This is a genomic window from Lelliottia sp. F153 (genome assembly GCF_002870005.1).
Taxonomy (GTDB): domain Bacteria; phylum Pseudomonadota; class Gammaproteobacteria; order Enterobacterales; family Enterobacteriaceae; genus Enterobacter; species Enterobacter nimipressuralis.
The window spans coordinates 134,437-160,098 of the sequence record NZ_PKFT01000001.1; the positions used below are offsets into that span (position 1 = coordinate 134,437).

The window sequence follows — 25,662 nt, forward strand, 5'->3', positions numbered from 1 at the left end:
CAAGCGTTGAATTAACAAGAAAGGACGTTTCAATGAAATCGCTGCGTTTAGTTTTATGCGCTTTGCCGCTGGTGTTAACCGGATGTTCAACGCTCTCGTCAATCTCCTCCATTAACTGGTCGGCGGCCTATCCGTGGAACTGGTTCGGCTCCTCATTCGAAGTGACTGAGAAGGGCGTCGGAAATATTAACGCGACAACGCCGCTGAATCAGGAAGCGATTGAATCCGCTTTAAGCAGTGATTACCGCCTGCGTAGCGGCATGAAAACGGAGAATGGTGCCATTGTGCACTACTTCGAAGCGCTGAAAGACGACAAGCTGGCGCTGATTATCAATGGCAATAAAGGCACGGTGAATCGCGTTGAAGTGCTGGACCGCGATGTGGAGACTGACAGCGGCGTGAAAGTCGGTACGCCATTTAGCGAGCTGTATCAGAAAGCATTCGGCAACTGTGAAAGCGCGGTTGCGGATGAGAAAGTCGCGGTGGAGTGTAAAGCCAAAGACAGCCAGCATATTCGCTATCTCTTCACCGGCGAGTGGAGCGGCCCGGAAGGGTTGATGCCTGCGGATGATACTCTCAAAAACTGGACCGTAAGCAAAATTATCTGGCAGCAGTAATTTGCGCCTGAACAAACCGGCTCGCTGAAATCCAGGTATAATAGCCGCCATCAATGCCACGAACGCGTGGCATCTTTTTTTTCAGGAGGAGCGATGTCTCAGGTTCAGAGTGGCATTTTGCCAGAACATTGCCGCGCGGCGATTTGGATTGAAGCCAATGTTAACGGGGATGTGGATGCCCTGCGTGCGGCCAGCAAAGTATTTGTCGATAAACTGGCCACCTTCCAGGCCAAATTCCCGGATGCGCACCTTGGCGCGGTGGTTGCCTTTGGCAACAATGTCTGGCGTCAGCTGAGCGGCGGCGAAGGCGCTGAAGAGCTGAAAGACTTTATCCCTTACGGGAAAGGTCTGGCACCTGCCACCCAGTACGACGTGCTGATCCATATTTTGTCTCTGCGTCATGACGTCAATTTCTCCGTGGCTCAGGCGGCAGTGGAAGCCTTTGGTGACAGCATCAAGGTGCAGGAAGAGATTCATGGTTTCCGCTGGGTAGAAGAGCGCGATCTGAGCGGTTTCGTTGATGGTACCGAAAACCCGGCGGGCGAAGAGACGCGTCGCGAGGTGGCGGTAATCAAAGACGGCGTGGACGCAGGCGGCAGCTACGTGTTTGTGCAGCGCTGGGAGCATAACCTCAAGCAGCTTAACCGCATGAGTGTGCACGACCAGGAGATGATGATTGGCCGTACCAAAGAGGCCAACGACGAGATCGACGGCGATGCCCGTCCGGTGACGTCTCACCTGACCCGTGTCGATCTGAAAGAAGACGGTAAAGGGCTGAAGATTGTGCGCCAGAGCCTGCCGTACGGAACGGCGAGCGGCACTCACGGCCTGTACTTCTGCGCCTACTGCGCGCGTCTGTACAACATCGAGCAGCAGCTTCTGAGCATGTTTGGGGACACCGATGGCAAGCGCGACGCGATGCTGCGCTTCACCAAACCGGTGACCGGCGGCTACTACTTCGCGCCATCCGTTGAGCGTCTGCTGGCTCTGTAATACTGTAGGCCGGGTATGCGCATGCTCCACCCGGCACTCACCCCCGCCCCTTATTCCCTTTTCTGCTGGTAAATCACCAAACGGTATATAAAACCGTTACTCCTTTCGTACTCGTTATAAATATTATGGCTATAAGAAAGAGCCATCCCATCAGGCTATTTGAGTTGTCAGTTTGGGCCTGGGCAGCGCTCAGAATCCTCACGCACACCGTGTATGCTCCGGTTCTTCCGCGCTGTCCATGCCCAACTGACTGCAACAATCACGCCTGATGGGATCGCTCAACGTCATCACATTTAGAAGGGTGCGCAATGGCCGTTACTGTACTGAAAAAAGGATATCTGGCGCTGGCAGCTTCGCTGTTGCTGGTCGCGCAGGCGCAGGCGACTGAGCTGCTTAACAGTTCCTATGATGTCTCCCGCGAACTGTTTGCCGCCCTGAACCCGCCGTTTGAACAACAGTGGGCGAAAGAAAACAACGGCGACAAGCTGACCATCAAGCAATCTCACGCTGGCTCTTCCAAGCAGGCGCTGGCGATTTTGCAGGGTCTGAAAGCCGATGTGGTGACCTACAACCAGATTACTGATGTGCAGATCCTGCATGACAAAGGCAACCTGATCCCGGCCGACTGGCAGAGCCGTCTGCCAAATAACAGCTCGCCGTTCTACTCGACCATGGCGTTCCTGGTGCGTAAGGGCAACCCGAAAAACATCCATGACTGGAACGATCTGGTGCGTTCAGACGTGAAGCTGATCTTCCCGAATCCAAAAACCTCCGGTAACGCGCGCTATACCTATCTGGCGGCCTGGGGTGCAGCCGACAAAGCGGACGGCGGCGATAAAGCCAAAACCGAGCAGTTTATGACTCAGTTCCTGAGAAACGTGGAAGTGTTCGATACCGGCGGTCGCGGTGCGACCACCACCTTCGTGGAACGCGGGCTGGGCGATGTGTTGATAAGCTTCGAATCGGAAGTGAATAACATCCGTAAACAGTACGAAGCGCAGGGCTTCGAAGTGGTGGTGCCGAAGGTCAATATCTTTGCTGAATTCCCGGTCGCGTGGGTGGACAAGAACGTCAAAGCCAACGGTACGGAGAAAGCGGCGAAGGCGTACCTGAACTATCTCTATAGCCCGCAGGCGCAAACCATCATCACCGACTATTACTATCGCGTGGCGAACCCGGATGTGATGAACAAGCTGAAAGACAAATTCCCGCAGACCGATCTGTTCCGCGTGGAAGACCAGTTTGGCTCCTGGCCTGAGGTGATGAAAACCCACTTCACCACCGGTGGTGAGCTGGACAAACTGTTGGCGGCGGGGCGTAAGTGATGTTTGCAGTCTCCTCCAGACGTGTGCTGCCCGGCTTTACCTTAAGCCTCGGGACCAGCCTGCTGTTCGTCTGTCTGATTTTGTTGTTGCCGTTAAGTGCGCTGGTGATGCAGCTCTCTGAGATGAGCTGGGCCCAGTACTGGGAAGTGATCACCAACCCGCAGGTCGTGGCGGCATATAAAGTCACGCTGCTGTCGGCGTTTGTGGCATCGATTTTCAACGGCGTATTCGGCCTGCTGATGGCGTGGATCTTAACCCGCTATCGTTTCCCCGGCCGCACGCTGCTGGACGCGCTGATGGATTTACCCTTCGCGCTGCCGACGGCGGTGGCGGGTTTGACCCTCGCGTCGCTTTTTTCGGTGAACGGTTTTTACGGCCAGTGGCTGGCGCAGTTTGACATCAAGGTGACCTATACCTGGCTTGGGATCGCGGTGGCGATGGCCTTTACCAGTATTCCGTTCGTGGTGCGTACCGTTCAGCCGGTTTTGGAAGAGCTTGGCCCGGAATATGAAGAGGCCGCGGAAACCCTCGGCGCGACGCGTATTCAGAGCTTCTGCAAAGTGGTGTTACCGGAGCTTTCTCCGGCGCTGCTGGCAGGCGTGGCGCTTTCGTTCACCCGCAGTCTCGGCGAATTTGGCGCAGTGATTTTCATCGCGGGCAACATCGCGTGGAAAACCGAAGTGACCTCGCTGATGATTTTTGTTCGTTTGCAGGAGTTTGACTATCCGGCGGCGAGCGCGATTGCCTCGGTGATCCTGGCCGCGTCGCTGCTGCTGCTGTTCTCAATTAATACTCTGCAAAGTCGCTTTGGTCGGCGTGTGGTAGGTCACTGATGGCGGAAGTTACTCAATTGAAGCGCTACGACGCTCCCCGCATTAACTGGGGAAAATGGTTTCTGATTGGCACCGGCGTGCTGGTGTCGGCTTTTATTCTCGTTGTGCCGATGGTTTACATCTTCGTGCAGGCGTTCAGCAAAGGGATTATACCCGCGCTGCAGAACCTGGCCGACCCGGACATGCTGCACGCGATCTGGCTGACGGTGATGATCGCCCTGATTACCGTGCCGGTGAATCTGGTGTTCGGGATTTTGCTGGCGTGGCTGGTGACGCGGTTTAACTTCCCTGGCCGCCAGCTCCTGCTGACGCTGCTGGATATTCCCTTTGCCGTATCGCCGGTGGTTGCCGGTCTTATCTATCTCCTGTTCTACGGTTCTAACGGTCCGCTGGGCGGTTGGCTGGACGAGCACAACCTGCAAATCATGTTCGCCTGGCCGGGCATGGTGCTGGTGACGATTTTTGTGACCTGTCCGTTCGTGGTGCGTGAGCTGGTGCCGGTGATGTTGAGCCAGGGCAGCCACGAAGATGAAGCGGCGATCCTGCTGGGCGCGTCCGGCTGGCAGATGTTCAAGCGCGTGACGCTGCCGAACATCCGCTGGGCGTTGCTGTATGGCGTGGTGCTGACCAACGCGCGTGCGATTGGTGAGTTTGGCGCGGTGTCGGTGGTTTCCGGCTCGATTCGCGGTGAAACCCTGTCGCTGCCGCTACAGATTGAATTGCTGGAGCAGGACTATAACACCGTCGGTTCCTTTACCGCCGCAGCCCTGCTGACGCTGATGGCTATTTTGACCTTGTTTTTAAAGAGTGTGGTGCAGTGGCGTTTAGAGAATCAAGAGAAACGCCTGCAGCAGGAGGGAAATCATGAGCATTGAGATTGCCAATATTAAGAAGTCTTTCGGCCGCACCCAGGTGCTGAACGATATCTCGCTGGATATCCCTTCCGGACAGATGGTGGCGCTGCTTGGGCCGTCCGGCTCCGGTAAAACCACGCTGCTGCGTATTATTGCCGGTCTTGAGCATCAGACCAGCGGCCATATTCGCTTCCACGGAACCGATGTCAGCCGCCTGCATGCTCGCGATCGTAAAGTCGGTTTTGTGTTCCAGCATTACGCCCTGTTCCGCCATATGACGGTGTTCGACAACATCGCCTTTGGCCTGACCGTGCTGCCGCGTCGCGAGCGTCCGAATGCCGCGACTATCAAAGCGAAAGTGACCAAACTGCTGGAGATGGTGCAGCTGGCCCATCTCGCTGACCGTTATCCGGCACAGCTTTCCGGTGGGCAGAAACAGCGCGTGGCGCTGGCTCGTGCTCTGGCGGTTGAGCCGCAAATCCTGCTGCTCGACGAACCTTTTGGCGCGCTGGACGCGCAGGTGCGTAAAGAGCTGCGTCGCTGGCTGCGTCAGCTTCACGAGGAGCTGAAATTTACCAGCGTCTTTGTGACGCACGACCAGGAAGAGGCGATGGAAGTGGCCGATCGCGTGGTGGTGATGAGCCAGGGGAATATCGAACAAGTTGATGAGCCGGAACAGCTGTGGCGTGAGCCTGCGACCCGTTTCGTTCTGGAGTTTATGGGCGAAGTGAACCGCATGCAGGGCACCATTCGCGGTGGGCAGTTCCACGTCGGCGCACACCGCTGGCCGCTGGGTTACACGCCTGCCCATCAGGGACCGGTCGATCTGTTCTTGCGCCCGTGGGAAGTGGACGTCAGTCGCCGCACCAGCCTTGATTCTCCATTGCCGGTGCAGGTACTGGAGGCTAGCCCTAAAGGGCATTACACCCAATTAGTGGTACAACCCCTGGGCTGGTATACCGAGCCGTTGACGGTGGTAATGCGTGATGAAGAGGCGCCATCGCGGGGCGATCGCCTGTTTGTCGGCCTGCAGCATGCGCGTATCTATCACGGCAATGAGCGTATCGAGTCGCGCGAGGATCTTGCTCTGGCGGAGTCAGCCTGATAGGTTAAAGTGACGTGGTATTTGCCGGGTGGCGCTGCGCTTACCCGGCCTACAAAACGATCCCTGTAGGCCCGGTAAGCGAAAGCGCCACCGGGCTTTTTATTGGACAGAATTCGTGAACACATTAGAACAAACCATCGGCAACACCCCTCTGGTCAAGCTGCAACGCATGAATCCCGATAATGGCAGCGAAATCTGGGTCAAACTGGAGGGGAATAATCCTGCCGGTTCCGTTAAAGATCGCGCGGCATTGTCGATGATTGTTGAGGCGGAAAAGCGCGGGGAGATTACGCCCGGCGACGTGCTGATTGAAGCGACCAGCGGTAACACCGGCATTGCGCTGGCGATGATTGCGGCGCTGAAAGGCTATCACATGAAATTGCTGATGCCGGACAACATGAGCCAGGAGCGGCGTGCCGCAATGCGTGCGTATGGTGCTGAGCTGATCCTCGTCACCAAAGAGCAGGGGATGGAAGGGGCGCGCGATCTGGCTCTCGACATGGCCCAGCGCGGCGAAGGCACATTGCTGGACCAGTTTAATAATCCCGATAACCCTTACGCGCACTACACCACTACCGGGCCGGAGATCTGGCGCCAGACCGAAGGGCGCATCAGCCACTTCGTCTCCAGTATGGGCACCACGGGCACCATTACCGGCGTCTCCCGTTTTCTGCGCGAGCAGGAAAAACCGGTCACCATTGTGGGCCTGCAGCCGGAAGAGGGGAGCAGCATTCCGGGGATCCGCCGCTGGCCAGCGGAGTACATGCCGGGGATTTTTAATGCCCAGCTTGTGGACCAGGTGCTGGATATTCATCAGCGTGAAGCGGAAAATACCATGCGTGAACTGGCGGTGCGGGAAGGCATCTTCTGTGGCGTCAGTTCGGGTGGCGCGGTAGCCGGAGCATTGCGCGTGGCGCAGGCCTGTCCGGGCGCGGTTGTGGTAGCGATTATTTGCGATCGTGGCGACCGTTATCTGTCTACTGGCGTCTTTGGTGAAGAGAGTTATTCGCAGGGGGCGGGGATTTAAGCGTCATGGAGATGATTTTATTTCGGGATAAAACCCGTGCGCAGCAGACGGATATCGTCGCGGTGCAGTCGCAGGTGGTATATGGCAGCGTGGGCAATAGTATTGCGGTGCCTAATATCAGGCAACATCAGCTGACCGTGACAGCCGTCCCGACGGTGCTGTTCAGCAATACCCCGCATTACGACACCTTTTACGGCGGTGTGATCCCCGACGACTGGTTCAGCGGCTATCTGAAAGCTCTTGAAGAGCGCGATGTGTTGCGCGAGCTGAAAGCGGTGACCACGGGCTATATGGGCAGTGCCAGCCAAATTGCCATTCTGGCTGAGTGGCTGGTGGTCATTAAAGATAAACACCCTGATTTGTTCGTGCTGGTCGATCCGGTCATTGGTGATATCGACAGTGGGATTTACGTGAAACCCGAAATTCCGCAAGCCTATCGCGAGCATTTGCTGCCGCTGGCGCAGGGTATTACGCCGAACGTTTTTGAGCTTGAAGTATTGAGCGGTCAGCCATGCCGGACGCCGGAGAGCGCAATTACTGCTGCACAAAGTCTGCTATCTGACTCACTGAAGTGGGTGGCGATTACCAGTGCGCCGGTGGAATCTGATCCTGAAAATATTCACGTGGTGCTGGTGACGAAGGACGGTGTGACGGTGACGAATCATCCGCGCGTTGCAACCGACCTGAAAGGAACCGGGGATCTGTTCTGTTCTGAGCTGGTAAGCGGCATTGTGCAGGGCAGGGACGTCGCTGAAGCGATACGCCGTGCGGGCGACCGTGTAACAGAGGTGATGAAGTACACCCAGGAAAAAGGCTTTGATGAGCTAATCCTCCCCGCATAAACAAAAATGGCGCCCGAAGGCGCCATTTTTCTGTGCGGCAAGAATTACTTCTTGATGCGGATGACCGGAGTTTCACCCACGGTAACGCTGCCAGACAGTTTGATCAGTTCTTTGATTTCGTCCATGTTGGAGATAACAACCGGAGTCAGGGTAGACTTGGCTTTCTCTTCCAGCAGCGCCAGGTCGAATTCGATGACCGGATCGCCTACTTTCACACGCTGGCCTTCTTCAGCGATACGCTTGAAGCCTTCGCCTTTCAGCTCAACGGTGTCGATACCGAAGTGTACGAACAGTTCGATACCGCTATCAGATTCGATAGAGAACGCATGGTTGGTTTCAAAAATTTTACCGATGGTGCCGTCAACTGGCGCAACCATTTTGTTACCAGTTGGTTTGATAGCAATACCATCACCAACGATTTTTTCGGCAAAAACTACATCCGGCACGTCTTCGATATTGACGATTTCGCCAGACAACGGAGCAATAATCTCAATAGTTCCGGTGTCTTTCTTATCATCAGAAACCAGAGATTTCAGTTTATCGAACAAACCCATGATCTTCTCCTAAGCAGTAATTTGGGCCGCATCTCGTGGATTAGCAGATTGTTTTTTCTTCAATGAACTTGTTAACCAGCGTCATTAACTCGTCCGTTGTCGGTTGAGCAAGAGCCTGCTCTGCTAACACCTTCGCATCTTCGAAGTTCGTGTTACGGATAATCTTCTTAATGCGCGGGATGGAAATGGCGCTCATAGAGAATTCGTCCAGACCCATACCCAGCAACAGAAGTGTAGCACGTTCGTCGCCTGCAAGCTCACCACACATGCCAGTCCATTTACCTTCAGCATGAGAAGCATCAATAACTTGCTTGATTAGCGTGAGTACGGACGGTGACATTGGCTGGTAGAGATGTGAAATCATATCATTACCACGGTCAACTGCCAGGGTGTACTGCGTTAAATCATTGGTGCCGATACTAAAGAAGTCGACTTCTTTGGCCAAATGACGAGCAATCGTTGCTGCCGCTGGTGTTTCCACCATCACGCCCACTTCGATGGTTTCGTCAAAGGCTTTACCTTCGTCGCGCAGTTCCTGTTTGTAGATTTCGATCTCTTTCTTCAGTGCACGCACTTCTTCAACAGAGATGATCATTGGGAACATGATGCGCAGTTTACCGAAAGCGGAAGCACGCAGAATCGCACGAACCTGATCGCGAAGGATCTCTTTACGGTCCATGGCGATACGCACTGCGCGCCAGCCCAGGAATGGGTTTTCTTCTTTCGGGAAGTTCATGTACGGCAGCTCTTTGTCGCCACCGATGTCCATGGTACGCACGATAACAGCCTGAGAGCCGCATGCTTCGGCAACCGCTTTGTATGCCGCAAACTGCTCTTCTTCAGTAGGCAGTGCGTCACGGTCCATGAACAGGAATTCTGTACGGTACAGACCAACACCTTCCGCGCCGTTGCGCTCAGCGCCATCAACGTCACGTACGGTACCGATGTTCGCGCACACTTCAACCTGATGTCCGTCCAGCGTGATGGCTGGCAGATCTTTCAGTTTAGCCAGTTCCGCTTTCTCAGTAGCAACTTGCTCCTGAACGGCACGCAGCTTTTCGATCTCTTCGTTGGTTGGGTTGACGTAAACCAGATTATTTACGGCATCCAGAATCAGATAGTCGTCGTTTTTCACCTGAGAGGTGACGCTACCGGTACCCACGATGGCAGGCAGTTCCAGAGAACGCGCCATGATAGAGGTATGGGAGGTACGGCCACCGGCGTCGGTGATGAAACCCAGCACCTTGTTCAGGTTCAGCTGTGCGGTTTCAGACGGCGTCAAATCAGCGGCAACCAGGATAACTTCGTCCTGAATGGCGCTAAGGTCGATGATCGCCAGACCCAGGATGTTGCGCAGCAGGCGCTTACCGATGTCACGTACGTCAGCCGCACGTTCTTTCAGGTATTCATCATCCAGTTCTTCGAGGGCAGTCGCCTGACCTTCGATAATTTCATGTGCAGCCGCGTCGGCCGTCATGCCCTTATCTTTAATCAGGGCTATGATTTCCTGCTCCAGCTCCTCATCTTCGAGCAGCATGATATGCCCTACGAAGATGGCTTCTTTTTCTTCACCGAAAGTTTCGCCAGCTTTAGTTTTGATCGCTTCCAGTTGCGCTGATGCCTTGGCACGACCGCTCAGAAAACGCTCAACTTCCTGATCAACCTTGTCGGCAGAAATTTTTTTCCGGTCGATGACGATCTCGTCTTCTTTCAGCAGAAGTGCTTTGCCGAAAGCGATACCCGGGGATGCTAAAATGCCTGAAATCATAACCCTACCTTACTTGTGACTGATATTGAAAAGAACCCGTAACTTACTCGAGCTCAGCCATCAGTTTTACCAGATGCTCAACTGCTTTCTGCTCGTCTTCGCCTTCTGCGGAGATGGTCACGACGGTACCCTGAGTCAGGCCCAGAGTCTGCAGCTTGAACAGGCTTTTCGCGCTAGCGCTTTTGCCGTTGGAGGTCACAGTGATCTCAGAAGTGAAGCCTTTAGCTTCTTTAACAAACTGAGCAGCAGGGCGGGTGTGCAGACCGTTCGGAGCGGTAATGGTAACTTCTTGCTGGAACATTGTATTTCCCCAACTTATAGGTTTAGTGTTGTGGAACTAAAGTCTAGCCTGGAGGCTTAACTTTAGCCTGTCTTGTTAGCGCTGACGTTTCGCTCGTCATTAAACATTATGCAGTGAAAGCGAGACTTGAACCAAATCATAAAATCGATTCAGCTTCTGTATTTCCCACATTGATTAATTTCGCGCTTCAAAATAATTGTCAGGTTAAATACCAGACCCGACGGGGTGAATCAATGCCAGGAGGAGTAAAAGTTTGACGCAGGCCACAAAAAAGCACCCGTTCGGGTGCTTTTTTACGCGTTATTAACATGCTGGCATTACTGTTGCAGTTCTTTTTCTGTGAACAGATCGGCAAACAATGCAGTGCTTAAATAACGCTCACCCGAGGACGGTAGAATAACCACAATAGTCTTATTGGTAAAGGTTTCATCTTCCTGGAGCTTCAGGGCAGCAGCGACTGCCGCGCCGGAGGAGATACCGGCCAGAATACCTTCTTCGTCCATCAGGCGACGCGCCGTGGAGATCGCCTCTTCGTTGGTGATCGCAACGACTTTATCAATAAGCTTCAGATCCAGGTTACCCGGGATAAAGCCCGCGCCGATACCCTGAATTTTATGTGGACCGGGTTTGATCTCTTCGCCGGCCAGCGCCTGGGCGATAACCGGGGAGTCCGTTGGCTCAACGGCAACGGTGATCAGATCCTTTTTACCTTTTGTGCCTTTAATATAGCGGCTCACGCCGGTCAGCGTACCGCCGGTACCCACGCCTGAGATAAACACATCAACCTGACCGTCCGTATCTTCCCAGATTTCCGGACCGGTGGTTTTCTCGTGGATTTCCGGGTTTGCCGGGTTGCTGAACTGCTGCAGCAGCAGATATTTCGCCGGATCGCTGGCGACAATTTCTTCCGCTTTCTGAATGGCACCTTTCATGCCTTTCGCGCCTTCGGTCAGCACCAGATTCGCGCCCAGCGCTTTCAGCAGCTTACGGCGTTCGATGCTCATGGTTTCTGGCATTGTCAGGGTCAGTTTGTAACCGCGGGCAGCAGCGACGTAGGCCAGAGCGATCCCGGTGTTGCCGCTGGTCGGTTCAACCAGTTCGACGCCAGGCTTCAGAACACCGCGTTTTTCGGCATCCCAAATCATGTTTGCACCGATACGGCATTTTACGCTGAAGCTCGGGTTACGTGATTCTACCTTCGCCAGAATGCGTCCATTACCGATACGGTTCAGTCGAACCAGGGGCGTATGACCGATAGTCAGCGAGTTGTCTTCGTAAATCTTACTCATGGCCTGTCCTTAACTGTATGAAATTGGGATACCGTCCCAGCATACCTGTTGGATAAGTATGGGGAAGTAAGGAAATCGCATATCTATATGCTGCAAGGAAATAATGGCTATCAGTATGGAATAAGGATGGCATAAGCCACCCTTTGTTTACACAGTTTTGCATTACTTCCATAACGCGTGCTTAGCACGATAGCAATCCACCCACATCGCCGTGGCGCCGCAGACCGCGACGGGCATGATGAACAGGTTCAGGACAGGGATCATGGTGAAGAGACTGGTCAGGGCACCAAACTGCATATTGGTGACTTTTTGCGTGCGCAGAGCCGTACGCATCTCTTTGAACGGCACTTTGTGGTTATCAAACGGGTAGTCGCAATACTGGATAGCCAGCATCCACGCGCTAAACAGGAACCACAGCACAGGCGCCACGGTCTGGCCAATTCCGGGGATAAAGTAAAGGATGAGCAGAACAATGGCGCGCGGCAGATACCAGGCAAACTTCTGCCATTCACGTTTCATGATACGCGGTACGTCTTTCATGATACCAAGCACGCCGGTGTCTGGCGGCGTTGCGCCCGTCAGACGTGCTTCGAGCTGTTCTGCCAGCAGCCCGTTAAACGGCGCGGCTATCCAGTTGGCGATTGTGGAGAAGAAATAGCCAAAAACCAGCAGCACGGAGAGGACCACAATCGGCCACAGCAGATAGCTCAGCCACTGTAGCCAGTCAGGGACGTGACTCATGATAGAGGGAACCCAGCTTTCGAGTTGGGTAAACAGCCACCAGAAAGCGCCGCCCATCAGCAAAATGTTGATTAGCAGAGGCAGAATCACAAAGCGGCGGATCCCAGGCAGGGTGACCAGCTTCCATCCCTGAGAAAAATAGCCGATACCGCTGCGCGGAGTCGTTGTTGATGTCGAAACCATAACCAGGCTGTACTCCTTTTTTCACAACCAGTGGAATTACACGCCTATATTATCGGGTTGTGGACCAATAACCAGTTCGGAAATGTTCGAAAAAACAGCAAAAAGCACGATTTCGTTCATCTTTATGCTTTGAATGCTCTGCACGCACTTGCACTTGACGTAATCGGCAAATACTCTTAGTGAGTAAATGTTTGCCGTGGTGGCAAGGTGTTAGAACAACAGAGAATATAATGATGCAGGATTTGCGTCTGATATTAATCATTGTTGGCGCGATCGCCATACTCGCTTTACTGGTACATGGTTTCTGGACCAGCCGTAAAGAACGCTCCTCGATGTTTCGCGATCGCCCACTGAAGCGCATGAAGTCCAGTCGTCACGACGATGATGGCGATGACGTCATTGACGATAACGACGACGAAGGCGTGGGTGAAGTGCGCGTTCATCGCGTCAATACTGCTGCGCCTGCCGCAGGCCATGGGGAGCATGAAGCGCCTCGTCAGCCTCCGCAGCATCAGTATCAGCCGCCGTACGCGTCAGCTCAGCCGCGCCAGCCCGCGCCACAGCCTGTGGAAGAGCCGGTGCGCCAGCCGCAACCGCAAGCGCCTGTACAGCAACCCGTGCAGCAGCCGGTGCAGCCTCAGCCCGTTTCGCAACCCGTGCAACCGCCGCGTCCTGCTCAGCCGCTGACGCCAGAAATGCCGCCGCAGACTGTTCATACTCCACCTGCGCCGCAGCCGGAACCGGAGCCATTTGTTGAACCGGAACCGGTGATCGAAGACGCGCCTGTGGTCGAAAAACCGCAGCGTAAGGAAACGGTCATCATTATGAACGTGGCCGCGCATCACGGTACTCAGCTCAATGGCGACGTGCTGCTCAACAGCATCCAGCAGGCGGGCTTCAAGTTTGGTGACATGAACATTTTCCATCGTCATCTTAGCCCGGATGGAAGTGGCCCTGCGCTGTTCAGTCTGGCGAATATGGTTAATCCGGGAACCTTTGATCCGGAAATGACCGGTGATTTCACCACGCCGGGTATCACAATCTTTATGCAGGTGCCGTCCTACGGCGACGAACTGCAAAACTTTAAGCTGATGCTGCAATCCGCCCAGCATATCGCCGATGAAGTCGGTGGCGTGGTACTCGACGACCAGCGTCGAATGATGACGCCGCAGAAACTGCGCGAATATCAGGATCGCATCCGCGAAGTAAAGGAAGCTAACGCGTAATCTCTGCGTTCTCTTCCACGTCTCCTCAACCCCCGCCTGTCGGGGGTTTTTCTCATTGATGGTGCGCTATGGACTCAATCGAACAAAAAATTACTCACCTAAGAACCACACTTCGCCATCATGAATACCTGTATCACGTGATGGACGCACCGGAGGTTCCGGATGCGGAGTATGACCGCCTGATGCGCGAACTGCGCGAACTGGAAACAGAACATCCCGATCTCATCACCCCTGATTCACCGACGCAGCGCGTCGGCGCCGCTCCGCTGGCCTCCTTCAGCCAGGTGCGCCATGAAGTGCCGATGCTGTCGCTGGATAACGTCTTCGACGAAGAGAGCTTTCTGGCGTTTAACAAGCGCGTTCAGGACCGCCTGAAAAGCGCTGACGTTTTGACCTGGTGTTGCGAACTGAAGCTCGACGGCCTGGCGGTCAGCATTCTTTATGAGAACGGCATACTAGTGCGTGCCGCTACGCGCGGCGATGGCACCACGGGTGAGGACATCACCACTAACGTACGTACTATCCGCGCCATTCCGTTAAAGCTGCGCGGCGATAACATCCCGGCGCGACTCGAAGTGCGCGGTGAAGTGTTCCTCCCGCAGGCGGGCTTTGAGAAGATTAACGATGAAGCGCGCCGTACCGGTGGCAAAGTCTTTGCTAACCCGCGTAATGCGGCTGCTGGCTCAATTCGCCAGCTAGATCCGCGCATCACGGCGAAGCGACCGCTTACATTCTTCTGCTACGGCGTGGGGATTCTTGAAGGCGGCGAGCTGCCTGATACCCATCTGGGCCGTCTGCTGCAGTTTAAAGAGTGGGGCCTGCCGGTCAGCAATCGCGTGCAGCTCTGCGACTCACCGGAAGCGGTGCTGGCGTTTTATCGTCAGGTCGAAGAAGACCGCCCGACGCTGGGGTTTGATATCGACGGCGTGGTCATCAAAGTGAACTCGCTGGCGCTTCAGGAACAATTAGGGTTTGTGGCGCGAGCGCCGCGCTGGGCGGTGGCGTTTAAATTCCCTGCTCAGGAGCAGATGACCTTCGTGCGCGACGTTGAGTTCCAGGTCGGGCGTACGGGGGCGATTACGCCGGTTGCTCGTCTGGAGCCGGTTCAGGTTGCAGGCGTGCTGGTGAGCAATGCCACCTTACATAACGCCGACGAGATCGCGCGTCTGGGTCTTCGGATTGGCGATAAAGTGGTGATTCGCCGCGCGGGGGATGTGATCCCGCAGGTGGTTAACGTCGTCGAGTCTGAGCGCCCTGACGACACGCGCGCCATCGAATTCCCGGCCCACTGCCCGGTATGCGGTTCCGACGTCGAACGCGTGGAAGGCGAGGCAGTAACGCGCTGTACCGGCGGGTTAATTTGTGGGGCGCAGCGTAAAGAAGCGCTCAAGCATTTCGTCTCGCGAAGAGCGATGGACGTGGACGGGATGGGCGATAAGATTATCGATCAGCTGGTCGAGAAAGAGTACGTCCACACGCCTGCGGATCTGTTCCGCCTGACGGCGGGCAAGCTGACCGGGCTGGATCGCATGGGGCCAAAATCGGCGCAAAACGTGGTCAATGCGCTGGAAAAAGCCAAAGAGACGACTTTCGCACGTTTCCTCTACGCGCTGGGTATCCGCGAAGTTGGTGAAGCGACAGCCGCCGGGCTGGCAGCCCATTTCGGCACCCTTGAGCAGCTTGAGAAAGCCTCGATTGAGGATCTGCAAAAAGTGCCGGACGTAGGCATCGTTGTCGCGACGCATGTCTTTAACTTCTTTGCGGAAGAGAGCAACCGTGAGGTGATAGGAAAGCTGCTGGAGGAGGGCATTCACTGGCCTGCCCCGGTGGTGGTTAACGTCGACGAAATCGACAGCCCCTTTGCTGGCAAAACCGTGGTACTCACCGGCAGTTTGAGTCAACTCTCCCGTGACGACGCCAAAGCGCGTCTGGTAGCGTTAGGAGCAAAAGTGGCAGGCAGCGTGTCGAAGAAAACGGATCTGGTGATTGCAGGCGAAGCGGCTGGCTCTAAGCTTGCGAAAGCACAAGAGCTGGGCATTGACGTCATTGACGAAGCGGAAATGCTGCGCCTGTTAGGAGAGTAACGTGGAGAAAGAACAGCTCATCGACATCGCCAACACAGAAATGCCGTTCGGGAAATACAAAGGCCGTCGTTTGATTGATGTGCCGGAAGAGTATTTGCTGTGGTTCGCGCGGAAAGATGAATTTCCGGCAGGGCGACTGGGTGAGCTAATGGCGATTACGCTGCTCATCAAAACCGAAGGGCTGAGCCATCTGGTTCAGCCCCTCAAACGTCCTTAAGCTTTCGCGGCGCGGGTCTCTTCCTGCGCCAGCTTTTCCGTCTGGCGCTTGTAACGGCGCGCCATCACCGCACAGACCATCAGCTGGATCTGGTGGAAAATCATCAGCGGCAGCACCATCATCCCAATCACCGACGTCGGGAAGAGAATATTCGCCATCGGAATGCCGTTGGCGAGACTCTTCTTCGAGCCGCAGAACACAATGGTAATTTCATCCGCTTTGTTGAAGCCAAACTTGCGGGCGGCAAAGGTATTCACCGCAATCACAATCGCCAGCAGAACGATGCTCACGAGCGCGATGAACAGAAGCGAGCCGATGCCAACTTTATGCCAGATGCCGTTCACCACGGCTTCGCCAAAGGCGGAGTAGACCACTAACAGGATAGAGGTCTGGTCGGTTTTGCCAATCCACTTTTTGTTTCTGGCGACGAAATCCCCCGTCCACGGGCGAGAAAGGTGTCCCAGCACGAACGGCAGCAGCAGTTGCAGACAGATTTTCCCGACCTGCTCGAGATTGCCCTCTGCGCCGTGCATATTCATCAGCAGACCCACCAGCAGCGGCGACACAAAAATTCCCAACAGACTCGACGCAGAGGCGGAACAGACCGCCGCGGCGACGTTACCGCCCGCCAGCGAAGTAAATGCGATAGCTGACTGCACGGTCGCGGGCAGAATGCACAGATACAGGAAGCCAGTATAGAGAGCCGGATCGACGTTGACCGGCGCCCACCAGGCGAAAAGCACGCCCAGTACCGGGAACAAGATGAAGGTGCTGCACATCACCCACAGGTGTAACCGCCAGTGGCTCCCCCCGGCGATAATGGCCTCACGAGACAGCTTTGCGCCGTGCATAAAAAACAGCAGGGCGATGGCCGCAGTGGTCAGGCCTTCAATGAAGGGAACAAAACTGCCGCGTGCCGGGAAGAAAGAGGCCAGCAGAACGACAGCAATCAGCGTGAGGGTAAAGGGATCGAGAACACGAAACAGTTTCATAAATGCTCCTGAAATCAGATTTCGCTATTGTGCTTTGTTCCCTTTGAGAAATAAAATCGATTTATTGCATCCATTCATGAATTAAACAGATGAATTACTCTTTGCGTCAGCTTCGCGTTTTTGTCACCGTCGCTCAGGCTCGCAGCTTTAGCCGCGCCGGAGAGATGATCGGCCTGAGTCAGTCGGCGGTTAGCCACAGTGTGAAAGAGCTGGAATCACAGACGGGTGTGCGCCTGCTTGATCGCACCACCCGCGAAGTGGTGCTCACCGAGGCGGGGCAACAGCTGGCTGCGCGTCTGGAACGGCTGCTGGATGAGCTCAACAGCACCTTGCGCGATGTGGGCAGAGTGGGGCAGCAACTTTCCGGGACGGTGCGCGTCGCCGCCAGTCAGACCATTTCTGCGCATCTGATCCCGCAATGTATCGCTGAAAGTAACCGTCGCTATCCCGATATCGATTTTGTACTTCACGACAGGCCGCAGCAGTGGGTTCTTGAGAGTATCAGGCAAGGCGACGTCGATTTTGGGATTGTGATTGATCCCGGTCCGGTGACGGATCTGGAGTGTGAAGTGGTGCTGTCGGAGCCGTTTTTACTGCTGTGTCGCGACGATGACCCGCTGGCCGCGATGGCAAAAGTGACGTGGCAGGCGTTGCAGGGGGCAAATCTGGTACTGCAGGATTATGCATCGGGAAGCCGTCCGCTGATTGACGCGGCGTTGGCACAGCAGCAGGTGAATGCGACGATCGTTCAGGAGATTGGTCATCCCGCCACGCTCTTTCCGATGGTGGAGGCCGGGATTGGGATCAGCGTGTTACCTGCGCTGGCCTTACCGCTGCCGCAGGGCAGTCGTTTAGTTGTAAAGCGTTTCACGCCCTGTATTGAACGTAAGCTGATGCTGGTGCGACGAAAAAATCGCTCGCTCTCTGGTGCGGCTCATGCGCTTTGGGAGGTGGTACGTATGCAGGCACAGCGGTTAATGGAGGCCCGCATACGCGATCCGTTATTTAACGCGCCGAACGATTAGACGTAGATATCGATCTGATGCTCTGCGGAAGGTGAGTTTACGCCTTCTGCTCTGGCCTGCTTTTGCTCTTGTTTTTTCTGGCTTTCTTCGGCCTGCTCACGCTGTAACTGCGCCAGCTGAGCCTGTAGCATTTTGATTTGCGACTGAAGAAGTTCCTGCTGCTTTTTCTTGTCTTCGGTACTGCCGCTGCCGTTCGCAACATCCTTCAGCTGCTGAGTCAGCTTAGTGATTTGCGACGTCAGACGACTGATTTGCGACGCGATATCGCTGCTGCCGGAGTTACCGCCGCCGCTGCTTGTGCTGCCTGTCTGCACTGATGGAGTTGATGCCTGGATTGTTGTCATTTTAAATCCTCTCGCCATAAAACAAGCATATCGGCATAAAAATCCATAGCTTGAGGGAACCTGCCAGATCTGGGAGGGGAGATGCGTGTAAAATAGCGCAGATAGCAAAAAGGCGCCTTTAGGGCGCCTTTCTACATTGGTGGGTCGTGCAGGACTCGCTTCGCTCGCCCTTCGGGCCGTCGCCGCAGGCGGCTTTGGTGTCTCACTTCGTTCGGCTCGAACCTGCAGCAGGTTCTCATCCTGCCGAGTTGCGCATAGCAAAAAGGCGCCTTTAGGGCGCCTTTCCACATTGGTGGGTCGTGCAGGATTCGAACCTGCGACCAATTGATTAAAAGTCAACTGCTCTACCAACTGAGCTAACGACCCGAATGGTGGGTGATGACGGGCTCGAACCGCCGACCCCCTCCGTGTAAAGGAGGTGCTCTACCAACTGAGCTAATCACCCATTTCGGTACTACTAAAACAAGATTTAAGAATGGTGGGCGATGACGGGCTCGAACCGCCGACCCCCTCCGTGTAAAGGAGATGCTCTACCAACTGAGCTAATCGCCCAATCTTAAATTCTTATCTACACTGCGGTATCTACGTAAAGTAGATGGTGGGTGATGACGGGCTCGAACCGCCGACCCCCTCCGTGTAAAGGAGGTGCTCTACCAACTGAGCTAATCACCCCCGCTGTGTGGAGTCGCATTATAGGGAGAGTTGAAAATGAGTCAACGCCTTTTCTAAAGATTTTGTTTGTTCGTCGTAAAATTAAACAAACGGATCGCAAAATGTCCCGCGCAGCATGATTTCTAAACAAATTTCGCAAACCTGCATGTCATTCAGGCAACATTATTGAGGAATCGCCCCACAGTGATAGAATATTGCCCATTGTTTTTTTCCCAGCATTTGCCGGTCGTCGGCATCTTTATAACGTAAGGCCATTTCATGAAAATCAAAACTCGCTTCGCGCCCAGCCCGACAGGCTATCTGCACGTCGGTGGTGCCCGTACTGCTCTTTATTCCTGGCTTTTTGCACGTAACCACGGCGGTGAGTTCGTGCTGCGTATTGAAGACACCGATCTCGAGCGTTCCACACCGGAAGCTATTGAAGCCATCATGGATGGCATGAACTGGCTGAACCTGGAGTGGGATGAAGGCCCGTATTTCCAGACGAAACGTTTTGATCGCTATAACGCCGTCATTGATGAAATGCTGGTCGCAGGCACCGCGTATAAATGTTACTGCTCCAAAGAGCGTCTGGAAGCGCTGCGTGAAGAGCAAATGGCGAACGGCGATAAGCCTCGCTACGATGGCCGCTGCCGCCACAGCCATGAGCATCATGCCGCTGATGAGCCATGCGTAGTGCGTTTTGCTAACCCGCAGGAAGGCTCTGTGATCTTTGACGATCAGATCCGTGGCCCGATTGAGTTCAGCAACCAGGAGCTGGACGATCTGATTATTCGTCGTACCGATGGTTCACCGACCTACAACTTCTGCGTTGTAGTGGATGACTGGGATATGGAAATCACTCACGTTATCCGTGGTGAAGACCATATCAACAACACACCACGTCAGATCAACATCCTGAAAGCGCTGAATGCGCCTGTGCCGGTTTATGCGCACGTGTCGATGATTAACGGTGACGACGGTAAAAAACTGTCCAAACGTCACGGTGCCGTGAGCGTGATGCAGTACCGTGATGACGGCTATCTGCCAGAAGCACTGCTGAACTACCTGGTGCGTCTGGGCTGGTCCAGCGGCGATCAGGAGATCTTCAGCCGTGAAGAGATGATCAAGCTGTTCTCCCTGAATGCCGTGAGCAAATCTGCCAGTGCGTTTAACACTGATAAACTGCTGTGGCTGAACCACCACTACATCAACACCATGCCAGCCGAGTACGTTGCGACCTATTTGCAGTGGCACATTGAGCAGGCAAACATTGATACCCGTACCGGTCCGGAACTGGCGGATCTGGTCAAACTGCTGGGCGAGCGCTGCAAAACCCTGAAAGAGATTGCGGAAAGCTGCCGTTATTTCTACGAAGAGTTTGACGAGTTTGATGCTGACGCCGCAAAAAAACACCTGCGTCCGGTTGCGCGTCAGCCGCTCGAAGTAGTGCGCGATAAGCTGGCGGCACTGACCGTCTGGACCGCAGAAAACGTTCATCATGCGATTCAGGCAACGGCCGATGAGCTGGAAGTGGGCATGGGTAAAGTCGGTATGCCACTGCGTGTGGCGGTGACCGGCGCGGGTCAGTCACCGGGCCTGGATGTTACTGTCCACGCAATTGGCAAAACCCGCAGCGTTGCGCGTATTAACAAAGCCCTGGACTTTATTGCTGTGCGCGAAAGCCAGCAGTAATCACCCTGCAACAAACGAGCGGCAAAACGGCAGGTTATCCTGCCGTTTTTTTATGCCTCTTCTTCAGCAATACCGAGCCGGGTAAGGAATCCCTGAATACCTTCACGTGCCAGCAATACAGCGAGCCTCTCTTGTTCGAGTGGCGTCATGTTCTCCAGGGGAGCCGTCACCTGACGCAACAGGCTGGTCGTTTTCACCTCGCCATACTCAACGGACGCTTCAGCGAGCTGATAAATAGCCTGACGGCTACGCATCGCAGGGAGACTGATAAGGTGTTCACGCACGCGGGAATCGATATGGATGAGCCTGGCCCGGCCGCCTTTCACGCCGTTAAGCGCTTCCGTTTTCCATCCTTGTTTACGTATCCAGCGGTTTACTGTTTGTTTTGCGACCCCGAGGCTATCAGCCAGCTCTTCCGTGGTCATCTTGCTCCGTAATCTTTTCATATCAACTCTGGTCGCGTATCCCTAAACGTTGTAGCAATCCGGTAATCCCATCCCGCAGTAGTAAAGTGGTTAGCTGCTTTTGCTCATCCGGTGTCATTTCATTGGCCAGGGTCAGCAGGAGAGAAGTGAGCGAACTTGTGTCGGACACGTTTTCAGCGGGCTGAGAGTCTTCAGTAATGCGAGACGCGCTGCGGATAAACTCGCGCACCTTTTCATTAACGTGGACCAGACGCGCTTTACCGCCCTGAACACCTGGCTTTGGTGATGTTTTCCAACCCTCTTTTCGTACCCATTTATTGATGGTCTGTCGGCTATAACCAGTGAGCCGGGATAACTCCTCTGGCGTCATTCGTTCCTTGATCATGCAATTACCTGAATATTAGTAGGGTTAATGAGTGCTTCATGTTATAGCACCCTTTTATGCGAAAACGTGACAGGTTTAACTACTGGCTGCGAGCAGCTTCGCAATGTGATTCATTTGCCTGATTTTTCGACGATTGAAAGGGAAGGACTGATTTTGCCGTTGACACTCTGCGGTGGAATTCATATTATGCCGCCCGTCAACACGACAGCTTTACGTTGGGGCTATAGCTCAGCTGGGAGAGCGCTTGCATGGCATGCAAGAGGTCAGCGGTTCGATCCCGCTTAGCTCCACCAAATTCTTATCCAGGAGAGTTTGGAACGTAAAGAACTGTGGGGCTATAGCTCAGCTGGGAGAGCGCTTGCATGGCATGCAAGAGGTCAGCGGTTCGATCCCGCTTAGCTCCACCAAAATTCAGACCCTCGCCGAAAGGCGGGGGTTTTTTTATGCGTTTGTTATCAACTCCTGCCTTTTTTGTTGCCACACGTGTATGTTTACCTCTCAGACCTTTATCGAAATCAATAAATCGGAGCATTTAAACCCGGAAACTTGATTCGCTCAATTAATAAACTTACCATTCATTCAGCCAATTATTCGCCTGGGAAATAGCGCCTTGCTAAGAATGAAAAGTCACCTACGTAATAATTTACAATTATTTATGCTAGCGCAAATCTTGTGCCTGGTGATTGTTCCTTTTTCTCGCTACATATCCCCTAAAACCTTTCTGGATGGTCATTACGTCTATTTAGCCTGGCTGCCGTTGAGCGTGATGCTGGCAGTGATCTTCTTGTTTGGCCGTCACGCTATTCTTCCCATTATTTTCAGTTTTGCGTTAACGAATCTCTATCAGTTTCAGTTAACGATACTTCAGCAGGTCGTTATCCTCTTTTGTCAGACTGCGTCGGTGTTTGCAGCCTGCGGCGTGGTGCGCGTCCTGCTGGGCAGGCGCTGGCGATTCGGGCTACCTAACCAGCATATCGGGATACGCATTTTCTGGCTGGGATTCGCCATTCCCCTCGGCATAAAAGTGTCGATGTACTTAGCCGGTTATTTCTTTGATTTCCCTCTTTCCATTTCAAACTTCTTTGGCGATGGGACCCCAATTTATAACATTGTGGATATACAGAGCCTGTTTTGTGCCAGCCTGATATTTACGATGATGTTCTATTACCCCTTAAGAATGATAATTAATCCCCGCTATGCCCGTACCTTCTGGTTACGAAGCATTAAGCCGTATCTTATTCAAAATAATCCCGTATTTGCATTACTCTGGCTGATGAGTTTGTCGCTGGTGATGCTGATCTTGTGCGCGCCAATTGAAGAAAACTATATCTCCGGCTATCTGGTCCCCCTCATATTTATTCTTTTTACCGTCGCGATTAGTCGGATGAGCTACGCGCTTGTTTCCCTGAGCTGGGCAATTTCCGTTTTCTTGCTGCTGACCTATAACAAAAACTTTCTTAACGGTGTGCAGAACGGCTACGCGCTGGCATTTGTCCTGTCGGTCCTGATCTCTTTCGCGATCTGTTTGATGTACATGTCGCGGATCTATCATCGCAGTGAGTGGCTGAAGCAAGGCTGGCACGAAAGGGCACTAACCGATCCGCTCACAGGTTTAGCCAATATGCGCGCCCTGGAAGACTATTTGCAGCACTATCCGGATGCCAAAATCTGCTGTCTGCGTATGGGAAATCTGGGGTTTCTTAGTCGCCATTACGGGATGTTGATGCGCATTTACTGTAAGCGAGCCATTACCTCGTCAGTTCAGCCGTTACTGCAGGCGAACGAAAAATTCTTCCAGCTGCCGGGCAGTGAATTGATTCTGGTGCTGTCAGGCCCAGATACCGGAGAGCGCCTCCAGCACATCGTCGATCGGCTGAACAGCCGCAAGATTTACTGGAACAACACTGGGCTGGACATCGAGTTTGGTGCAGCCTGGGGAGAGCTGGAAGGGCAGGATGGCGAAAACCTTCACCATACGCTTGGGCAACTGAGCTGGCTCTCAGAGCAATCCTGCGTCACTCACAGAGTGCTGGCGCTGACGAATAGCGTTGAGAGGGTTTCAGGGCAAACAACGGAGCGCGTCTTAATGCTGAGCCGGGTAAAACGGGCGCTGGAGGAGGGGGGTGTGCGTCTGTATGCTCAGCCCATCCAGAATGCTGCGGGTGAGGGTTACCACGAAATCCTCACCCGACTGGAGAGCGACGGCGAAATCATTACCCCCGATCGTTTCATCCCGCTGATTGCCCAGTTCAACCTGAGTCATCGTTTTGACCTCTGCGTGGTGGAAAAGGTGCTGATCTGGCTGAGCACCCATGCCACGCCGCCAAACAGTGCCCGTTTTTCTGTCAATCTGATGCCGATGACGCTCAATCAAAAAGACGTCGCCGCCGAAATCATTGCCCTGTTTGAGCGCTACGCCATCGCTCCTCAGGCGGTCATTCTGGAGGTCACGGAAGAGCAGGCTTTCTCGGACTCAGAATCCAGCATCCAGAATATCCAGCAGATGCGCGAGTATGGTTTTAAAATTGCGATTGATGATTTCGGGACGGGATACGCTAACTACGAACGGTTAAAACGCCTGCAGGCTGACATCATCAAAATCGACGGATGTTTCGTAAAAGATATCTGTACTGACAGCATGGATGCGACGATTGTGGCGTCGATTTGCAATCTGGCGAAGACCAAATCCCTGTATGTGGTAGCCGAATTTGTTGAAACACCGGCGCAACGACAGCTGTTGCTTGAGATCGGGGTCGATTATCTGCAGGGGTATTTGATTGGGAAACCGCAGCCGCTTGCCGAACTGGAGGCGTAAAAAAGCCGGGGGCAAAAACCCCCGGCTTTTTTAATGCTGATTACAGTACCAGTGCAGCGATAGACGCAGACAGTACGCTCACCAGCGTTGAACCGTAAACCAGTTTCAGGCCGAAGCGAGAAACCACGTTACCTTGCTCTTCGTTCAGACCTTTAATCGCACCAGCGATGATGCCGATGGATGAGAAGTTAGCGAAGGAAACCAGGAACACAGACAGAATGCCTTCCGCGCGCGGAGAGAGCGTGCTGGCAATTTTCTGCAGATCCATCATGGCAACGAATTCGTTGGAAACCAGTTTGGTGGCCATGATACTGCCCACCTGCAGCGCTTCGTGAGCCGGAACACCCATCACCCATGCAACAGGGTAGAAGATGTAGCCCAGGATGCCCTGGAAGGAGATACCCAGCACAGCGGCGAACAGGGCGTTCAGTGCAGCGATCAGGGCGATGAAGCCGATCAGCATCGCGGCCACGATAATCGCCACTTTGAAGCCTGCCAGAATGTATTCGCCCAGCATTTCGAAGAAGCTCTGGCCTTCGTGCAGGTTAGACATCTGGATATTTTCTTCACTGGCGTCAACGCGGTACGGGTTGATCAGCGACAGCACGATAAAGGTGCTGAACATGTTCAGAACCAGCGCAGCCACCACGTATTTTGGTTCCAGCATTGTCATGTATGCGCCCACGATAGACATGGATACAGTAGACATTGCGGTAGCCGCCATGGTGTACATGCGGTTGCGGGACATTTTTCCGAGGATATCTTTATATGCGATAAAGTTCTCGGACTGACCCAGAATCAGGGAGCTGACTGCGTTGAAAGATTCCAGTTTACCCATGCCGTTGACTTTGGATAACAGGAAACCGATCGCGCGAATCACAACCGGCAGAACGCGGATGTGCTGCAGGATACCGATCAGCGCAGAGATAAAGACGATTGGGCAAAGCACTTTCAGGAAGAAGAACGCCAGGCCTTGATCGTTCATGCTGCCGAAGACAAAGTTCGTCCCTTCGTTAGCAAATCCGAGCAGTTTTTCGAACATTTCGGAGAAGCCTTTCACGAAGCCCAGGCCTACGTTGGAGTTCAGGAAGAACCACGCAAGTAAAACTTCAATGACGAGCAGCTGTACAACATAACGAATACGAATGTTTTTGCGGTCTGTGCTGACCAGCAATGCAAGTGCAGTAACGACAACAAGTGCCAGGACAAAATGAAGGACGCGGTCCATATTTGCTCCAAATATGAGGCAGGTTTAATTTCCGTGCACATTCTATGTAACAAGCACAAAGAAAACGAGATCAAGACCACACTATAGTTACATCCTGTGACGAGTCTCAAAAATAGTGATCAACCATACATTTCCGTTATGTT

Annotated in this window: 24 protein-coding genes, 6 tRNA genes and 1 other RNA gene; 16 read left to right on the forward strand and 15 right to left on the reverse strand. The window is 53.8% G+C overall.

The window, feature by feature from the left end:
- Positions 1–32: 32 nt before the first annotated feature.
- The 8 genes from F153LOC_RS00615 (at position 33) to pdxK (ending at position 7,596) form a co-directional block, all read left to right on the forward strand.
- Positions 33–617, forward strand: a complete 585-nt coding sequence (locus F153LOC_RS00615; protein ID WP_102104947.1) for an RpoE-regulated lipoprotein — start codon at positions 33–35, stop codon at positions 615–617.
- A 93-nt stretch (positions 618–710) separates the two neighbouring features.
- The gene (locus F153LOC_RS00620; protein WP_102104946.1) at positions 711–1,610 is read left to right on the forward strand and encodes a Dyp-type peroxidase; all 900 of its coding nucleotides are present in this window, start codon (positions 711–713) and stop codon (positions 1,608–1,610) included.
- 308 nt (positions 1,611–1,918) lie between these two features.
- On the forward strand, positions 1,919–2,935 hold the full coding sequence (locus F153LOC_RS00625; RefSeq protein ID WP_100779370.1) for a sulfate ABC transporter substrate-binding protein: 1,017 nt from the start codon (positions 1,919–1,921) through the stop codon (positions 2,933–2,935).
- Positions 2,935–3,768, forward strand: coding sequence for a sulfate/thiosulfate ABC transporter permease CysT (gene cysT / locus F153LOC_RS00630; protein ID WP_100779371.1), 834 nt, complete (start codon positions 2,935–2,937; stop codon positions 3,766–3,768). Before F153LOC_RS00625 ends, cysT begins: the two co-directional genes overlap by 1 nt.
- Positions 3,768–4,643: a sulfate/thiosulfate ABC transporter permease CysW gene (gene cysW / locus F153LOC_RS00635; RefSeq protein WP_102104945.1), complete on the forward strand. Its 876-nt coding sequence runs from the start codon at positions 3,768–3,770 to the stop codon at positions 4,641–4,643. Before cysT ends, cysW begins: the two co-directional genes overlap by 1 nt.
- The gene (gene cysA / locus F153LOC_RS00640) at positions 4,633–5,727 is read left to right on the forward strand and encodes a sulfate/thiosulfate ABC transporter ATP-binding protein CysA (RefSeq protein ID WP_100779373.1); all 1,095 of its coding nucleotides are present in this window, start codon (positions 4,633–4,635) and stop codon (positions 5,725–5,727) included. The genes cysW and cysA overlap by 11 nt, the downstream gene beginning before the upstream one ends.
- 115 nt (positions 5,728–5,842) lie before the next feature.
- Positions 5,843–6,754, forward strand: a complete 912-nt coding sequence (cysM, locus tag F153LOC_RS00645) for a cysteine synthase CysM (RefSeq protein WP_102104944.1) — start codon at positions 5,843–5,845, stop codon at positions 6,752–6,754.
- Between the two features lie 5 nt (positions 6,755–6,759).
- Positions 6,760–7,596, forward strand: a complete 837-nt coding sequence (pdxK, locus tag F153LOC_RS00650) for a pyridoxine/pyridoxal/pyridoxamine kinase (RefSeq protein WP_102104943.1) — start codon at positions 6,760–6,762, stop codon at positions 7,594–7,596.
- Between the two features lie 44 nt (positions 7,597–7,640).
- Here pdxK and crr read toward each other — a convergent pair whose 3' ends face one another.
- The 5 genes from crr to cysZ all read right to left on the reverse strand — a co-directional run bounded on the left by crr (position 7,641) and on the right by cysZ (position 12,432).
- Positions 7,641–8,150, reverse strand: a complete 510-nt coding sequence (gene crr, locus F153LOC_RS00655; protein WP_049841435.1) for a PTS glucose transporter subunit IIA — start codon at positions 8,148–8,150, stop codon at positions 7,641–7,643.
- A 40-nt stretch (positions 8,151–8,190) separates the two neighbouring features.
- Positions 8,191–9,918, reverse strand: a complete 1,728-nt coding sequence (ptsI, locus tag F153LOC_RS00660) for a phosphoenolpyruvate-protein phosphotransferase PtsI (RefSeq protein ID WP_102104942.1) — start codon at positions 9,916–9,918, stop codon at positions 8,191–8,193.
- A 43-nt stretch (positions 9,919–9,961) separates the two neighbouring features.
- The gene (gene ptsH / locus F153LOC_RS00665; RefSeq protein WP_000487600.1) at positions 9,962–10,219 is read right to left on the reverse strand and encodes a phosphocarrier protein Hpr; all 258 of its coding nucleotides are present in this window, start codon (positions 10,217–10,219) and stop codon (positions 9,962–9,964) included.
- A gap of 317 nt (positions 10,220–10,536) precedes the next feature.
- Positions 10,537–11,508 carry a cysteine synthase A gene (gene cysK, locus F153LOC_RS00670; protein ID WP_102104941.1) on the reverse strand — a complete coding sequence of 324 codons (972 nt, stop codon included), beginning with the start codon at positions 11,506–11,508 and terminating at the stop codon, positions 10,537–10,539.
- Positions 11,509–11,670: 162 nt separating this feature from the next.
- On the reverse strand, positions 11,671–12,432 hold the full coding sequence (gene cysZ / locus F153LOC_RS00675; protein ID WP_100779378.1) for a sulfate transporter CysZ: 762 nt from the start codon (positions 12,430–12,432) through the stop codon (positions 11,671–11,673).
- A gap of 230 nt (positions 12,433–12,662) precedes the next feature.
- Between cysZ and zipA the strand changes: the two genes are divergently transcribed.
- The 3 genes from zipA (at position 12,663) to F153LOC_RS00690 (ending at position 15,959) form a co-directional block, all read left to right on the forward strand.
- The gene (zipA, locus tag F153LOC_RS00680) at positions 12,663–13,658 is read left to right on the forward strand and encodes a cell division protein ZipA (protein ID WP_102104940.1); all 996 of its coding nucleotides are present in this window, start codon (positions 12,663–12,665) and stop codon (positions 13,656–13,658) included.
- A gap of 68 nt (positions 13,659–13,726) precedes the next feature.
- Complete coding sequence (ligA, locus tag F153LOC_RS00685; RefSeq protein WP_102104939.1) at positions 13,727–15,742, forward strand: NAD-dependent DNA ligase LigA; 2,016 nt, start codon at positions 13,727–13,729, stop codon at positions 15,740–15,742.
- Position 15,743: 1 nt separating this feature from the next.
- Positions 15,744–15,959: a DUF3820 family protein gene (locus F153LOC_RS00690; RefSeq protein ID WP_100779381.1), complete on the forward strand. Its 216-nt coding sequence runs from the start codon at positions 15,744–15,746 to the stop codon at positions 15,957–15,959.
- Here the strand turns inward: F153LOC_RS00690 and F153LOC_RS00695 are convergent.
- Positions 15,956–16,951: a bile acid:sodium symporter family protein gene (locus tag F153LOC_RS00695; RefSeq protein WP_100779382.1), complete on the reverse strand. Its 996-nt coding sequence runs from the start codon at positions 16,949–16,951 to the stop codon at positions 15,956–15,958. The genes F153LOC_RS00690 and F153LOC_RS00695 overlap by 4 nt on opposite strands.
- 89 nt (positions 16,952–17,040) lie before the next feature.
- Between F153LOC_RS00695 and F153LOC_RS00700 the strand changes: the two genes are divergently transcribed.
- Positions 17,041–17,976: a LysR family transcriptional regulator gene (locus tag F153LOC_RS00700; protein ID WP_102104938.1), complete on the forward strand. Its 936-nt coding sequence runs from the start codon at positions 17,041–17,043 to the stop codon at positions 17,974–17,976.
- Here F153LOC_RS00700 and F153LOC_RS00705 read toward each other — a convergent pair.
- The 6 genes from F153LOC_RS00705 to F153LOC_RS00730 all read right to left on the reverse strand — a co-directional run bounded on the left by F153LOC_RS00705 (position 17,973) and on the right by F153LOC_RS00730 (position 18,992).
- Positions 17,973–18,320, reverse strand: a complete 348-nt coding sequence (locus F153LOC_RS00705; protein WP_158238464.1) for a FlxA-like family protein — start codon at positions 18,318–18,320, stop codon at positions 17,973–17,975. The genes F153LOC_RS00700 and F153LOC_RS00705 overlap by 4 nt on opposite strands.
- Positions 18,321–18,457: 137 nt before the next feature.
- Positions 18,458–18,579: non-coding RNA, RtT sRNA (locus tag F153LOC_RS00710), on the reverse strand.
- Between the two features lie 31 nt (positions 18,580–18,610).
- A tRNA-Lys gene (locus F153LOC_RS00715) sits at positions 18,611–18,686 on the reverse strand.
- 3 nt (positions 18,687–18,689) lie between these two features.
- Positions 18,690–18,765 (reverse strand) — tRNA-Val (locus tag F153LOC_RS00720).
- A gap of 31 nt (positions 18,766–18,796) precedes the next feature.
- A tRNA-Val gene (locus F153LOC_RS00725) sits at positions 18,797–18,872 on the reverse strand.
- A 44-nt stretch (positions 18,873–18,916) separates the two neighbouring features.
- Positions 18,917–18,992 (reverse strand) — tRNA-Val (locus F153LOC_RS00730).
- Between the two features lie 258 nt (positions 18,993–19,250).
- Here F153LOC_RS00730 and gltX point away from each other — a divergent pair.
- Positions 19,251–20,666, forward strand: a complete 1,416-nt coding sequence (gltX, locus tag F153LOC_RS00735; RefSeq protein WP_102104936.1) for a glutamate--tRNA ligase — start codon at positions 19,251–19,253, stop codon at positions 20,664–20,666.
- Between the two features lie 50 nt (positions 20,667–20,716).
- Here gltX and F153LOC_RS00740 read toward each other — a convergent pair whose 3' ends face one another.
- Both F153LOC_RS00740 and F153LOC_RS00745 read right to left on the reverse strand, forming a co-directional pair.
- Positions 20,717–21,112 carry a YfeC-like transcriptional regulator gene (locus F153LOC_RS00740; RefSeq protein WP_100779386.1) on the reverse strand — a complete coding sequence of 132 codons (396 nt, stop codon included), beginning with the start codon at positions 21,110–21,112 and terminating at the stop codon, positions 20,717–20,719.
- Position 21,113: 1 nt separating this feature from the next.
- Positions 21,114–21,476 carry a YfeC-like transcriptional regulator gene (locus F153LOC_RS00745; RefSeq protein WP_100779387.1) on the reverse strand — a complete coding sequence of 121 codons (363 nt, stop codon included), beginning with the start codon at positions 21,474–21,476 and terminating at the stop codon, positions 21,114–21,116.
- Positions 21,477–21,693: 217 nt separating this feature from the next.
- Between F153LOC_RS00745 and F153LOC_RS00750 the strand changes: the two genes are divergently transcribed.
- From F153LOC_RS00750 to F153LOC_RS00760, 3 genes are all read left to right on the forward strand, one after another.
- Positions 21,694–21,769 (forward strand) — tRNA-Ala (locus tag F153LOC_RS00750).
- A 38-nt stretch (positions 21,770–21,807) separates the two neighbouring features.
- Positions 21,808–21,883 (forward strand) — tRNA-Ala (locus tag F153LOC_RS00755).
- Between the two features lie 212 nt (positions 21,884–22,095).
- Positions 22,096–24,291 carry an EAL domain-containing protein gene (locus tag F153LOC_RS00760; RefSeq protein ID WP_199174672.1) on the forward strand — a complete coding sequence of 732 codons (2,196 nt, stop codon included), beginning with the start codon at positions 22,096–22,098 and terminating at the stop codon, positions 24,289–24,291.
- Between the two features lie 40 nt (positions 24,292–24,331).
- On the opposite strand, the gene nupC is transcribed toward F153LOC_RS00760, so the two are convergent.
- Positions 24,332–25,519: a nucleoside permease NupC gene (gene nupC / locus F153LOC_RS00765; RefSeq protein ID WP_100779389.1), complete on the reverse strand. Its 1,188-nt coding sequence runs from the start codon at positions 25,517–25,519 to the stop codon at positions 24,332–24,334.
- Between the last annotated feature and the right edge of the window lie 143 nt (positions 25,520–25,662).